Below are 12,469 nucleotides of genomic sequence, written 5' to 3'. Positions count from 1 at the left end.
AGTACCAGCGTACGGCCCACAGAATGATGTCACGCTGAAAATGCCGGCCTTTGAATGGGTTCATGTGCAGCTCCATCAGCAAAAGGGGATGATAAGTTTATCACCACCGACTATTTGCAACAGTGCCAATCAAACTTTCTAAAATCGTCGCTCCACTGATGGTTAATCCAAAAATAACTCCGATAAAGATGGTACAGAAGTAGATTTTGACTTGATTATCTTCAAGAAAATTTCGAATATTTTCCATTTTAATTGAGTTACTCACTTGCTTTTAAATAGCGGTATACCGCCTGGCGACTAATTCCAAATGCCTGGCCTAATGCCATTTTTGAAGGGTACTTTCCTTCCTTCCATTCTTGTCTTAAAGCTTCAGCCTGTTCAGGTTTCAATTTATGTACACGCCCTTTGTACTTTCCTTGAGCAGAGGCCAGTTTTATTCCTTCTTTTTGACGCTCTAAAATGATCTCACGTTCGAACTGTGCAAAAGCGCCCATCAATTGCAGCATCAAATTATCCATCGGGGTAGATTGAGCAGTGAAAGTAATATTTTCTTTTACGAACTGGATGGCAATTCCTCGTTTGACCAGTTTATCTACTTCAGTGACTAAATCTTTTAAGCTTCGAGCAAAACGATCCATGGAATGTACAATCACCCTGTCCCCTTCCCGGACATAGTTCAACAGGCACTGTTGCAAATAACCACGAATGGTAAGCTGAAGACTGTTTTAGCTAAAGGTGCAGCATATGAATCCTTTCCATGGTCGGCATTTTCAGGGCGAAATCATTCTTTGGGCTGTGCGCTGGTATTGTAAATATGGCATTAGCTATCGTGAACTGCAGGAAATGCTGGCCGAACGGGGTGTGAATGTTGATCACACGACTATTTACCGTCGGGTTCAACGTTATACGAATCTAAAAATGGGAGCCTATAGCTCCCATTTTTATTGTTAAACGTTGAATCCTATATGTTTTCCTGTTGGAAGCTCTACATCAATACGGAGCTTCCCACCCATTGCCTCAACATACTTTTTCATGGTTGAAATCTTAAGATCATTGCCACGATTTTCTATTGCTGAAAGCGATGGCTGTTTTATTCCCAAAGTTTCAGCAAGCTCTTTTTGAGAAATTTCGAGTTCTTCACGAATAAGATGAAGCTGATTTTCTAGCAGTAATTCATCTGCCATTTTTTGAATACGGGCTTGGCTCTCTGGAGAGCGGCTAGCTAACAATTCTTGCAGAGTCTTAGCCATTAGATTTATCTCCTAGGGTAGTGAGATGAAGTTGGTATTGTTCATCTGCAATATCCAGCATGTCTTTATAAAAACGCTTTTTACCGCCTTTATCAGCAATACATAGAACAATAGCCTGTCGTAAGGGATCAAATGCGAAGAAAGCTCTTAAGGGTCTACCGCGATGTTGAACGCGCAGTTCTTTCATATTGGTAAATTTAGACTCATACACAGTATCTACTAAAGGGCGGCCTAAACTCGGCCCCTGCTGCTGTAGAACAACCAGGGCAGCTAGGACCTTCTCTTGAGTAGATTCATCTTGCTGTTCAAGCCACTGATTAAATAAATCTGTCGTAATGACTGTCCACATACCACAACCAAAATATAGATTATAGTCTATATTTTAGAGGCATTATGCTTGTTTTGCAAATGAGAAATGATAGGTAATAAAAAACCCCGGCATCCTGCCGGGGTTTTCATGTTTTCTCATGTGCTTTCAATATCCTCGGATCCCTATCGAATAACTTATAATTATTGTTTTATGTTATGAAACTTCCTGTTCCCGATGAGTTCATCATAGGAAAATTCCAGTATCGCGGATAGCCGCAAAGGGCCGAGTTTCATGTGCGCCAGAGCGTACAAAATAGCCTAAATTTTATCCACAGCAATTGGGGATATTTTTGGAACCTGGATCCGCATGAAATGGGCACTGATTGCCGAATTGATCATTTATTGATCAAATTTCTTGGCAAAATGTTACAGATTCGCTTAAAAACTCACCAACTTATTACAAAAGCCATTTTTTGTGCATTTTGTGATCATGGTGAAATTTTTAAGTTGTTGATATTTATATTAATATACAAGCGTACTCCGTATAACCACCATTATGTTAAATAGAGGGAAAATCTATTTTTAAAGTGATAAAATTATTGTAGTTATTTTAAGAATAGCTGCTTTTGATACTTGATCATCTATCCTAATTAAAAACTGTTTTTTAATAATTTGGAATATAAATAAGATTTAGTTAAAATTAACATTATTCATATAAATTAACATTATGTATTACATTTACTAATAATTTAAAATAATTAGTAGAAAAAAATTATGTTTTAATTATTTCTTTGATTATATAAATTGAGAGTAAAAAATGATTAATACGAAATTTTCAGAGTGTATTTCTGCATGTACAAACTGTTCACTTATTTGTACTGAATGTGCAACTTCTTGTTTAAAAGAAAAAGATTTAGAGATGATGCGTGAATGTATTCAACGTTGTCTAGAATGTGCAGATATTTGTCAGTTATGTGTGCGTATGCAACAACATAACTCACCTTTCCTCAAAGAGATTTGTGAGCTTTGTGCTAAGATCTGTGAATATTGTGCGGAAGAGTGTGAAAAACATTCACATGATCATTGTAAAAAATGTGCTGAGGCTTGCCGTCAGTGTGCAGAAGAATGTCGAAAAATTGCCATGTAAAATACTTCAATAATGTTAATTATATGGCTCTAGACTAACATAATCATTCTGCTAGTCTTAGAGCCTTTCCTAAAATTAACATAATACACCTTATACGAAGCCAAAAATGGGAGCTTTAAGCTCCCATTTTTAGTCTTTAATTCGCTTTTTCGCTTCGTCATAAACTATGCTATCAGCTCGTTTTCCGACGGTAATGAGCAGGATAACTACCTGATCATCTTTAACTTGATAGACAAGTCGGACACCAGCTTTTAATAATTTGATTTTATAGCAACCTGCAAGATCGCCTCTAAGCATATTCTTTGGAATATGTGGCTGCTCTATGACTTTGGCTAGTTTCTTTTTAAATTGATCTCGTATAGCAACAGGGAGTTTTTCCCATTCTGCTGTAAAGTCCTTGTGACGTAAAAGCTTATAAGTCATCTAATGTGACTTCCTCAAACATCTCTTTAGGATCATTAATGCGCTTACGAACAAGAGCTAATAATTCTTCATCTTCTTCTGAAAGCAAAGCTTTTTTGACAGGCAGTTTCCCAGTCGTAGCAACATACTCAAGAATACTAGTGAAGAAATCCGTAGGTGCAATACCTTGCTCTTTAAGGATTGAATAAGATTTTTCTTTAAGGGCTTCATCGATCCTGAAGTTAACAGTAGCCATCATATTTCCCAAGTATTTAATGTACTAGGAATATTGTAATGCAAATTGCATTACAAGTCGACTTCGCATAACAGCCATTATGTTAAATGGAAGGAAGCAAAATAAGTTAACATTTTGCTTCCGGCCACATTAAGCTAGAGTTTTATTTAAATAAAGCTATTTAGTAATCATTAAATTAATTAAAATCTAAATCTAACACCAGCTCCATATAACCAACCTTTCTCAGAGTTTGATTCTATTTGCCACGACGTTTCATCATTACCTTTTGAATACTCATAGGCAATGTCGATATACGGCATGATCTTTTTACTGATTTCATAGCGAGTTTCAAACCCTGCGGTTGCACTGCTTAAACCAGTTTTTTTCGCATATTTAGAGTCATCACTAAAGATAGCATCCAACTCTAAATAAGGTTGAATAATCAACTTTTGCGTAATCAGAAAATCACGTTCCGTTTCTAGGCTAAAGCCCGCATAATTGTCTTCTCCCGCATAGAGATAAGCATCAGTTTCAAAGAAATATGGCGCCATACCATGTAAGCCAATCACCGCATCAACATTTTCTTCGGTGTCTTTGCGATGATCATTGAGTTCAACTTTTTCACTACGATAACGTGCACCAATCTGTGCATCCCAAAAGTCTGAAATCATACGGCTATATAAAAGTTTGGCATCATAATGTGCATCATGCGATTCTTCTTTATCGGCATGAATTTTAATAAAAACCTTATTTTCATCTGTGCCAATACGGGTTTCAAACTCTGACTTTAAATCACCTGTGCCATCTTCATTGACAAGCCACTTATTGTCCACTGTCGTAATCGCATAAATTTGCGCACCGTGTTCTGAGCGATGATCATAATGCGAACTCTGCTGAGCATTCGCATCTGGTACATGATGTAAATGATTAACCGTAGATGTTGCCTGATGTTGTGCCTGATTCATTTGAGAGCGATCCATTTGCATCGGCTGATTTTGACTAGAAGATGTAGCAACTGTCATTTTTTCAGGCGCACTATGATCTTCACCATTATGTGCCAAACTCACTGCACTGACCATCAACAAAGAGCTTGCTAAAACAGTTTTAGAAAAAAGATTAATGGTGCGCATGTTGATCTCCTTTCTGTACTTTTTGATCTTGCTGTTTCTCTGTTGATTTGTGATGCATTGGCTGATGACCTGCATGTTGATGGTTCATCGGTGCTGAATGTGCAGCATGATTCATTTTCCCCATCATCTGCATGTGTTGTGCATGCTCTTGTGGAGAATGCTGTGAATGATCCATCTCAGACATCGCTTGATGATTCATTGATGGTACATTTTTTCCATCAGTCTGAGCAGTTGAATGATGCCCTTCGTGCGCCAAACTTAAGCTTGTTAAACTCAATACCGCAACAGAAAAAAACGCTTTAAATACAAAATTAGTGATGTGCATGTCCAGCTCCTTTTTGCTCAGTTACTTGGTGAGTTTGAGTCGAATTTGTACCTTGAATTGGCGTTGTAGACACTTGTTCATCGCTAACATTTGCCACGATCAACTTGTTCATCATTCCTGCACTCATGTGATACAACAAATGACAATGGATTGCCCATTCGCCCAACTCATCCGCAGTTAATAAAGCAGTCACTGTTTTACCCGGTGGTACAATCAATGTGTGTTTATTCGGCATATCTACCGACTCTTGACCATTCTCCAACTGCATAAACATGCCATGTAAATGCATGGGGTGCGCCATCATACTGTCATTAATAAATTTGATACGGATACGCTCGCCATACTTCACTTTTAATGGCTCAGCATCGCTGAATTTTTTACCGTTAATCGTCCAAATATAACGCTCCATAGTACCGCCCAAACGCACTACTAATTCACTGCTAGCTTCACGAGTATCTTTTTGCGGTTCTAAAGATTTTAAATCACTATATTGCAAGGCTTTATTGCCCGCAGGTGTAGATGCATTTGCCCAACCATAAACCACTTGATCATTTTCTTGTGGTTTTGCTGTGCCATGCTGTGAATGATCCATTTTCGAGTGATCCATGCCTTGCATATCGCCATGGTTCATTTTTGAATGATCCATTTTCGAGTGATCCATGCCTTGCATATTGCCGTGGTTCATTTTCGAATGATCCATTCCTGCATGATCACCGTCACCATGTCCCATATCTTCCATGGTCAAAAGTGAGCGTGGACGTGGTGCAGGCATATGAATGCCATGTGTCATAGGATTTAGTTCATTGTGCAGTGTACCAATCGCATAACCTGAACGGTCAATTGACTCAGCTTCAATTTGATAATGTCCACCTTTTGGCTCCACAATCACATCATAAGTTTCAGCTGTGCCAATACGAAACTCATCCACAGCAACAGGTTTTACAGGCTGACCATCAGCACTGACCACAGTCATTTTCAAGTTAGGAATACGGACATCGTAGAAAGACATCGCAGATGCATTCACAAAACGTAGGCGAATTTTTTCATTCGGTTTAAACATTCCTGTCCAATTTTGTTCAGGTGTTTTGCCATTAATGAGGAAGGTATAACCTGTAACATCCGACATGTCGGTTTTTAGCATACGCATCTGATTCCACATTTTGCGGTCAGACCATGTCGCTTTTATGCCATCACGTTTAACCTGCTTCCAAACATCACCCAAGGTTTCACGCTGATCTTGATAATATTCAGCTGAAATTTTAAGATCTTTCTGAATTTGATCACTGGTTTTTTCATGAAAATCTGACAACATCACCACATAGTCACGTTCAGCTTTTTCATGTGCTGCCAATGGTGTTTTACCTTTTGGATAAATCACAAAAGAACCATATAAGCCGTCCTGTTCCTGTCCTTTAGAATGAGCGTGATACCAATAAGTCCCGCTTTGGCGAATCTTGAATTTATAAACATACTCGCTTTGAGGCTTAATACCGTTAAAACCATTAAATCCCGGTACACCATCCATAATGCCCGGCAACAACAGTCCGTGCCAATGAATAGAAGAATCTTGGTTTTTTAAATTATTTTTCACGCGAATGATGGCTTCATCACCCTCTTCAAACTCAAGCAAAGGCGCAGGAAATTGACCATTTACGGTAATGCGCTTTACAGGCTTTCCAGTTGGGCTGACCACTGCTTCATCAATAACAAGCTGATATTCACGCACTTCGGCAAAAACCAAAGGCGACGATGCAAAACAAATACCTGCTAATAGGTACGAACTAATTTTATGAGACATAACTTAACCTTAATTTTTGAAAAATAAATAAATTTTAAAAAAATTGGTTAAGTTTTAGGAGGACGTGAAATTTCTTGCCAATACCCATTTAGATATTGGTTGGGATAATAAAAATTAGGCTGATCTATAGAATAGAAGGTATCTAGGGGATCTAGCGAGCTTTGCAAAGAATGAAGACATGAGATCTGTGTCTGGCAGGATAAGCTAGAACATTCCTGACACTTTTTGTGATCTATATTCTGATTAAGAGCTAAATGATTATGGCAATCGGTATTCGTCTGTACTTCGTGATTAATACCATGTTGAGTGACTTGCTGTGCTTGATCTAAACAATGATCTTGGCTCATTTCAGTTTGCATATTGATATGCATTATCTTTACTGATGCAACAGACACACTACTCCATCCTATGGCAAAAACCATAAGAAAACAAAACCAAAGTTTTTTGGAGAGATGAGTCAACACGAATGCTATCTAGGAATAGAATTTAATCCAAAATATCTTAACGGAATTTCAAATATTTACAACTCAATATAATTGGCACTGTTGCAAATAGGCTGACATGATAAGCTAAATATCTTATTTATTTCGAGATACAGCAGATGAATCCCTTCCACGGTCGGCACTTTCAAGGTGAAATCATTCTTTGGGCTGTTCGTTGGTATTGTAAATATGGCATCAGCTATCGTGAACTTCAAGAAATGCTCGCTGAACGAGGCATAAATGTGGATCACAGTACAATTTATCGTTGGGTTCAGCGTTATGCTCCAGAAATGGAAAAACGGTTACGCTGGTATTGGCGTAATCCTACAGATTTACATTCATGGCATATGGATGAGACTTATATCAAAGTGAAGGGGCGATGGACTTACCTGTATCGTGCAGTTGATCAACGGGGTCATACGATTGACTTTTACCTTTCCGCTAGACGGAACAGTAAATCAGCCTATAGTTTTCTAGGAAAGATCTTCAATACGGTGAAAAAATGGCAAATTCCACGGGTCATCAATACAGATGAAGCAGCGACCTATGGCCATGCTTTATCACGGTTAAAGCGAGAAGGAAAATGTCCAGTAGATATTGAGCACAGGCAGATTAAGTATAAAAATAATGTCATTGAATGTGATCATGGTAAGTTAAAGCGGATCATCAGGGCCACATTAGGATTCAAATCTATGAAGACGGCTTATGCCACAATTAAAGGTATTGAAGTCATGCGTGCACTACGTAAAGGACAAGCATCGTCATTTTATTATGGTCAGCCTCAAGGTGAAGTGTGTCTAATCAACAGGGTTTTCGGTCTCTAAGCACTTTTAAAAAGGAACTTCATCGACTCAAATCTCTATTTGCAACAGTGCCTTTTTTTGACCTTTGCTTCAACTTTCATACAGTCGGTATGCATCATATCCTGGTTTTGAGATGCTTCCATTTGCATGGATTTCATCTGTTCAGATGGCATTAAACACCGCTTATGTACAGACGAAGCAGCAGCAGCCGATCCTACTAAAAGGATAGCAAACGATAAAAACAGCGATAGGCATGTTTTTAACCACTGCATAGAGATAAGACCAAAATTTAAGCTTTTTTAGTTTTACAGATTCGAAAGGAAATGACAACAATTTCATGAATAGTAGCCGAAGCTACCATTCATGATTCCAAGTCATATTATTTTAAAAAACTAATTCGATACCTGCACCATATTTCCATCCCTTTTCAGACTCTGTTGCCTCTTGCATAGAAGTGGCTTTCTGTCCTTTTTCATATTGGTAAGCAACATCAATGAAAGGTTTAATTCGCTTAGTAATCTCATATCGGGTTTTGATACCAGTTTTAAGTTCTGATAAACCTGATTTTGCAGCATAGTTAGAATCATCGCTAAATATTACATCTGCTTCGATATAAGGTTGAGTAATAAGTTTCTGAGTTAAAAGCAAATCACGTTCTAATTCAAAACTTGCTCCCCAAAAATTATTCTCACCGCCATAAAGATATGCTTGTGTTTCAAAGAAATAAGGAGCTAATCCTAATACACCAATAACACCATCAACTCGATCACTGTTGCTGCTATTTTTATCTTCGCTATATCTTACACCAGCTTGTATATCCCAAAATGGGGCTACGTTACGGCTATAAAGTGCTGATACAGCATATTTTGGATCATTACTTTCTGACTTTTCCGAATTGGCTTCAATAAATAGACGATTTTCATCTGTTCCAATCAAAGTTTCAAGCTTTGTTCCTAGGTTGCCCTTACCGTCTTCATCAACCATCCATGCATTTTCAAGTCTTGTTACTTGATAAATTTGTCCGCCATGTTCTTTAAGATGATCATCGTGAGATCCGTCTGATGTCTTTCTTGCAGTCAAAATAATATTATCTCCCCCATTTGCATTTTCCATTGAATAATATTCTGGATACAATTCTTGGGGGCTATATCTTAAGCCGCCAGACTCCTGTAATAAGACTCTCATACCATTTGTAATATTACTTTCTTGTTCCGAAGTGCTGCTATTAGCAAAAGTTAAGTTTGATATACTTATTAATGCAATTGATAAGACTGTTTTTGAGAAGAAATTCTTAGTGATTTGCATGTGGATTTACTCCCTTCTCATTTACTTGGGACTGAGGAACAGTCTTTGTAGAATTACCATCTTCCACTTGAGCTACAATGAGTTTATTCATCATTCCTGCACTCATATGGTAAAGCAGGTGACAATGAATAGCCCACTCACCTAACTCATCAGCTGTGAGTAGAGTGGTTATCGTTTTCCCAGGTGGAACAATTACCGTATGTTTGTTTGGCATATTGCTTGGATCCTGACCATTCTCAAGCTGCATAAACATGCCATGTAAGTGCATTGGGTGAGCCATCATACTGTCATTGACAAATTTTAAGCGAATACGTTCACCATACTTCACCACTAGTGGGTCGGCTTCATTAAATTTTTTACCATTTATTGTCCAAATATAACGCTCCATGTTTCCACCAAGACGGATCTCTATTTCACGTTCAGCTGCACGAGTGTCTTTTTGAGGATCTAACGATTGCAAATCACTATATTGCAATGCTTTATTACCTTCAGGTGTTGAAGCATTTGCCCATCCAAATACGGTATTATCATTCTTGTCTGAAGCCGCCTTAACAGTAGCGCTATTCATCGGCATATCATGATCCATACCTTTCATAGAAGACATATCATGATCCATACCTTTCATAGAAGACATATCGTGATTCATGCCTTTCATAGAAGACATATCGTGATTCATGCCTTTCATAGAAGACATATCATGATTCATATCTTTCATAGAAGACATATCATGATCCATACCTTTCATAGAAGACATATCGTGATTCATGCCTTTCATAGAAGACATATCATGATCCATACCTTTCATAGAAGACATATCGTGATCCATATCTTTCATAGATGACATATCATGATTCATTCCCATATCTTCCATAGTCAATAAAGAACGAGGACGAGGCTTAGGCATCTCAATTTGTTTGACTGCTGGGCTGCTTTCTTCATGTAATGTTCCCACTGAAAAACCGGTACGATCAATAGATTCAGCTTCAATTTGGTAATGTGCTTGTTTTGGTTCCACAATGACATCATAGGTTTCAGCAGTACCAATACGGAACTCATCTACAGGAACCGGCTTTACAGGTTGACCATCAGCACTGACTACAGTCATTTTTAGGTTTGGAATGCGTACATCAAAGAATGACATAGCGGAAGCATTAATAAAACGAAGGCGAACTTTTTCACCAGCTTTGAAGTTACCGGTCCAGTTTTGCTGAGGTGTTTTGCCATTCATTAAAAATGTATAACCAGTCACATCGGACATATCTGTTTTCAGCATTCGCATCTGATTCCACATAGAACGGTCTTGCCAAGTCGCTTTTAGCCCATCACGTTTAACTTGTTTTAATACATCGAATACTGTTTCGCGGCGGTTCTGATAGTAATCTGCTTCTTTTTTAATATTTTTCATAATTTGATCACTTGTCGAATTATGAAAATCAGAAAGCAAAACAACGTAATCTTTATCGGTTTTTTCAGCAGCTGTTAGTGGAGTTTTATCTTTAGGATAAATAACAAAAGCACCATATAAACCGTCTTGTTCTTGTCCTTTACTATGTGAATGATACCAATAAGTACCATTTTGGCGGACTTTAAACTTATATTCATAAGTTTTATTAGGGGCAATGCCATTAAATTTGTTAAATCCAGGTACACCATCCATAATTCCAGGTAATAATAAGCCATGCCAATGGATTGAAGAGTCCTGATTTTTTAACTTATTGTGAACACGGATAACGGCCTCATCACCTTCTTCAAATTCAAGAAGTGGTGCAACGAATTTACCATTTACAGTAATTCTCTCAACTGGTTTTCCTGTGATATTTACAGTTTGTTCAGCGATTGTTAAATCATATTCTTTAACTGCCGCCATTACCCAAGTTGATGAAAATAAACCAACTCCAATTAAGAGTATATGACTTAACTTTTTTGACATTCTATCTCACCTTTAGATTTTTTGACATTCTATCTCACCTTTAGAAAGGTCAAGGTTGAAGTAATAAAGCAAATATTTAGTATAAACTTTAATACTTCTTTCTCGCTATTTATAAAATTATTTATTGCTACTAGGCATATTCATCTTTGAATGATCCATTTTAGAATGGTCCATATTCATCATAGAATGATCCATTTTTGACATGTCAGATGAGTTAGGAGACTGATGTTGACTATGATCTTGCTGAGTCTTGTCATCTTTTTCCATTTTACAAGGTTTTGTACAAGGTTCCTGTGCTTTTACCGTTTTAGTGGCACTTGAGGTTGATACATCTTTTGCCCAAGATTGAGTACCAGCAATTAAAGTTCCAGCACACATTAAAATTGTTAGACTACGACGCACTACAGTTTTCATAAGTTTCTCTAAAAGTTAATTTCTTGCTACTACACTAAAGTGAAGCACTGAACATCTAAGTGACTTGAAAATGACATTTTTGTAATCTATCTCGATCAGATGTTTTATAACGTTATTATAGTTTTAATGAATAACTTAGGATTCTGAGATGAGAATACTATTAGTTGAAGATGAACAAAAAACTGGTGATTATCTCAAGCAAGGTTTATCCGAAGCTGGCTATATTACGGACTGGGTTACAGATGGGTTAACGGGTAAACATCAAGCTCTTTCTGAAGAGTATGACTTAATTATTTTAGACGTGATGTTACCTGGACTAAATGGTTGGAATATTATCAATGATATTCGTAGCAGCGGTAAAACAATGCCCATTCTTTTTCTTACCGCCCGAGATCAAATCGAAGATCGAGTAAAAGGATTAGAGCTAGGCGCTGATGATTATTTAGTTAAGCCTTTTGCTTTTGCAGAGCTTCTAGCTCGAATAAAAACGCTCCTTAGACGAGGGCAACAAAGAGAAGATAATAATATTATTAAGATTGCTGATTTAGAACTTGATTTGAGAAAACGTCGGGTAACACGAGCAGGTCAACGCATTGATCTGACGGCTAAAGAATTTGCGCTTATGGAGCTTTTTATGCGTAGAAGAGGTGAAATTCTACCAAGAGCACTTATTGCATCTCAAATTTGGGATATGAACTTTGATAGTGATACAAATGTAGTTGAAGTCGCTATTAAACGATTAAGAAATAAAGTAGATAGTAATTTTACCCCTAAGTTAATTCAGAATATTCGAGGAATGGGGTATGTATTAGAGGGGCTTTGTTGCACAAACCTATCTGTAAAGGCTTTTTCAGCGATATAATTTTCAAATGAAGAAGCCTACACACAAAATCTACCGCACAACCAATTGGCCCGCATATAACCGAGCACTCATGAGTC

13 protein-coding genes and 3 pseudogenes are annotated in these 12,469 nt (G+C 37.6%); 4 read left to right on the top strand and 12 right to left on the bottom strand.

The genetic code is table 11. The features are described from left to right. Positions 1 to 257: 257 nt before the first annotated feature. Positions 258 to 689: pseudogene (locus tag FTU22_RS15750) on the bottom strand (recombinase family protein); the annotation flags it as partial. 55 nt (positions 690 to 744) lie between these two features. On the opposite strand from FTU22_RS15750, the pseudogene FTU22_RS15745 reads away from it, so the two are divergent. Beyond that, positions 745 to 906 (top strand): annotated as a pseudogene (locus FTU22_RS15745) (IS6 family transposase); the annotation flags it as partial. A 41-nt stretch (positions 907 to 947) separates the two neighbouring features. Here the strand turns inward: FTU22_RS15745 and FTU22_RS15740 are convergent. Both FTU22_RS15740 and FTU22_RS15735 read right to left on the bottom strand, forming a co-directional pair. Continuing rightward, positions 948 to 1,250, bottom strand: a complete 303-nt coding sequence (locus FTU22_RS15740; RefSeq protein ID WP_001140620.1) for a helix-turn-helix domain-containing protein — start codon at positions 1,248 to 1,250, stop codon at positions 948 to 950. Next, positions 1,243 to 1,599: a type II toxin-antitoxin system RelE/ParE family toxin gene (locus FTU22_RS15735; RefSeq protein WP_000269911.1), complete on the bottom strand. Its 357-nt coding sequence runs from the start codon at positions 1,597 to 1,599 to the stop codon at positions 1,243 to 1,245. Before FTU22_RS15735 ends, FTU22_RS15740 begins: the two co-directional genes overlap by 8 nt. Positions 1,600 to 2,376: 777 nt before the next feature. On the opposite strand from FTU22_RS15735, the gene FTU22_RS15730 reads away from it, so the two are divergent. Beyond that, on the top strand, positions 2,377 to 2,706 hold the full coding sequence (locus tag FTU22_RS15730; RefSeq protein ID WP_004733205.1) for a four-helix bundle copper-binding protein: 330 nt from the start codon (positions 2,377 to 2,379) through the stop codon (positions 2,704 to 2,706). Between the two features lie 129 nt (positions 2,707 to 2,835). Here FTU22_RS15730 and FTU22_RS15725 read toward each other — a convergent pair whose 3' ends face one another. The 5 genes from FTU22_RS15725 to FTU22_RS15705 form a co-directional block, all read right to left on the bottom strand. Beyond that, positions 2,836 to 3,129, bottom strand: a complete 294-nt coding sequence (locus tag FTU22_RS15725; protein WP_000221358.1) for a type II toxin-antitoxin system RelE/ParE family toxin — start codon at positions 3,127 to 3,129, stop codon at positions 2,836 to 2,838. After that, positions 3,119 to 3,364 (bottom strand): type II toxin-antitoxin system RelB/DinJ family antitoxin, encoded by a 246-nt coding sequence (locus tag FTU22_RS15720; RefSeq protein WP_000246755.1) that lies wholly within the window; start codon positions 3,362 to 3,364, stop codon positions 3,119 to 3,121. Before FTU22_RS15720 ends, FTU22_RS15725 begins: the two co-directional genes overlap by 11 nt. A 179-nt stretch (positions 3,365 to 3,543) precedes the next feature. After that, on the bottom strand, positions 3,544 to 4,473 hold the full coding sequence (locus FTU22_RS15715) for a copper resistance protein B (protein ID WP_159153668.1): 930 nt from the start codon (positions 4,471 to 4,473) through the stop codon (positions 3,544 to 3,546). Further along, positions 4,460 to 4,798 (bottom strand): hypothetical protein, encoded by a 339-nt coding sequence (locus FTU22_RS15710; protein ID WP_004897649.1) that lies wholly within the window; start codon positions 4,796 to 4,798, stop codon positions 4,460 to 4,462. The genes FTU22_RS15715 and FTU22_RS15710 overlap by 14 nt, the downstream gene beginning before the upstream one ends. Further along, positions 4,785 to 6,596, bottom strand: coding sequence for a copper resistance system multicopper oxidase (locus FTU22_RS15705; protein ID WP_004733211.1), 1,812 nt, complete (start codon positions 6,594 to 6,596; stop codon positions 4,785 to 4,787). The genes FTU22_RS15710 and FTU22_RS15705 overlap by 14 nt, the downstream gene beginning before the upstream one ends. Before the next feature lie 601 nt (positions 6,597 to 7,197). On the opposite strand from FTU22_RS15705, the gene FTU22_RS15700 reads away from it, so the two are divergent. Next, entirely contained in the window at positions 7,198 to 7,902 is a 705-nt protein-coding gene (locus tag FTU22_RS15700) for an IS6-like element IS1008 family transposase (RefSeq protein ID WP_023278713.1), read from the top strand. Between the two features lie 53 nt (positions 7,903 to 7,955). Here FTU22_RS15700 and FTU22_RS15695 read toward each other — a convergent pair. The 4 genes and pseudogenes from FTU22_RS15695 to FTU22_RS15680 all read right to left on the bottom strand — a co-directional run. Beyond that, a pseudogene (locus FTU22_RS15695) lies at positions 7,956 to 8,153 on the bottom strand (hypothetical protein); the annotation flags it as partial. Between the two features lie 112 nt (positions 8,154 to 8,265). Then, on the bottom strand, positions 8,266 to 9,186 hold the full coding sequence (locus tag FTU22_RS15690; protein WP_004733213.1) for a copper resistance protein B: 921 nt from the start codon (positions 9,184 to 9,186) through the stop codon (positions 8,266 to 8,268). Then, complete coding sequence (locus FTU22_RS15685) at positions 9,173 to 11,116, bottom strand: multicopper oxidase domain-containing protein (RefSeq protein ID WP_180012157.1); 1,944 nt, start codon at positions 11,114 to 11,116, stop codon at positions 9,173 to 9,175. Before FTU22_RS15685 ends, FTU22_RS15690 begins: the two co-directional genes overlap by 14 nt. A 117-nt stretch (positions 11,117 to 11,233) precedes the next feature. Next, positions 11,234 to 11,530 carry a hypothetical protein gene (locus FTU22_RS15680; protein WP_004281865.1) on the bottom strand — a complete coding sequence of 99 codons (297 nt, stop codon included), beginning with the start codon at positions 11,528 to 11,530 and terminating at the stop codon, positions 11,234 to 11,236. 148 nt (positions 11,531 to 11,678) lie between these two features. Between FTU22_RS15680 and FTU22_RS15675 the strand changes: the two genes are divergently transcribed. Beyond that, positions 11,679 to 12,392: a heavy metal response regulator transcription factor gene (locus tag FTU22_RS15675; RefSeq protein WP_180095371.1), complete on the top strand. Its 714-nt coding sequence runs from the start codon at positions 11,679 to 11,681 to the stop codon at positions 12,390 to 12,392. Positions 12,393 to 12,469 lie beyond the last annotated feature (77 nt).

Origin of the sequence: Acinetobacter sp. YH12076, assembly GCF_013419525.1 — a bacterium.
In the GTDB taxonomy this organism is placed as follows: Bacteria; Pseudomonadota; Gammaproteobacteria; order Pseudomonadales; family Moraxellaceae; genus Acinetobacter; species Acinetobacter amyesii.
Note: the sequence above shows the minus strand (reverse complement) of the source record. Positions and strands in the feature narration are given on the sequence as shown.

Bases quoted from the DNA above. Each gene is read 5' to 3' on its own strand.
- FTU22_RS15680 (WP_004281865.1), bottom strand. From the start codon at position 11,530: ATGAAAACTGTAGTGCGTCGTAGTCTAACAATTTTAATGTGTGCTGGA.
- FTU22_RS15730 (WP_004733205.1), top strand. From the start codon at position 2,377: ATGATTAATACGAAATTTTCAGAGTGTATTTCTGCATGTACAAACTGT.
- FTU22_RS15740 (WP_001140620.1), bottom strand. From the start codon at position 1,250: ATGGCTAAGACTCTGCAAGAATTGTTAGCTAGCCGCTCTCCAGAGAGC.
- FTU22_RS15710 (WP_004897649.1), bottom strand. From the start codon at position 4,798: ATGCACATCACTAATTTTGTATTTAAAGCGTTTTTTTCTGTTGCGGTA.
- FTU22_RS15725 (WP_000221358.1), bottom strand. From the start codon at position 3,129: ATGACTTATAAGCTTTTACGTCACAAGGACTTTACAGCAGAATGGGAA.
- FTU22_RS15705 (WP_004733211.1), bottom strand. From the start codon at position 6,596: ATGTCTCATAAAATTAGTTCGTACCTATTAGCAGGTATTTGTTTTGCA.
- FTU22_RS15685 (WP_180012157.1), bottom strand. From the start codon at position 11,116: ATGTCAAAAAAGTTAAGTCATATACTCTTAATTGGAGTTGGTTTATTT.
- FTU22_RS15735 (WP_000269911.1), bottom strand. From the start codon at position 1,599: ATGTGGACAGTCATTACGACAGATTTATTTAATCAGTGGCTTGAACAG.
- FTU22_RS15700 (WP_023278713.1), top strand. From the start codon at position 7,198: ATGAATCCCTTCCACGGTCGGCACTTTCAAGGTGAAATCATTCTTTGG.
- FTU22_RS15720 (WP_000246755.1), bottom strand. From the start codon at position 3,364: ATGGCTACTGTTAACTTCAGGATCGATGAAGCCCTTAAAGAAAAATCT.
- FTU22_RS15675 (WP_180095371.1), top strand. From the start codon at position 11,679: ATGAGAATACTATTAGTTGAAGATGAACAAAAAACTGGTGATTATCTC.
- FTU22_RS15715 (WP_159153668.1), bottom strand. From the start codon at position 4,473: ATGCGCACCATTAATCTTTTTTCTAAAACTGTTTTAGCAAGCTCTTTG.
- FTU22_RS15690 (WP_004733213.1), bottom strand. From the start codon at position 9,186: ATGCAAATCACTAAGAATTTCTTCTCAAAAACAGTCTTATCAATTGCA.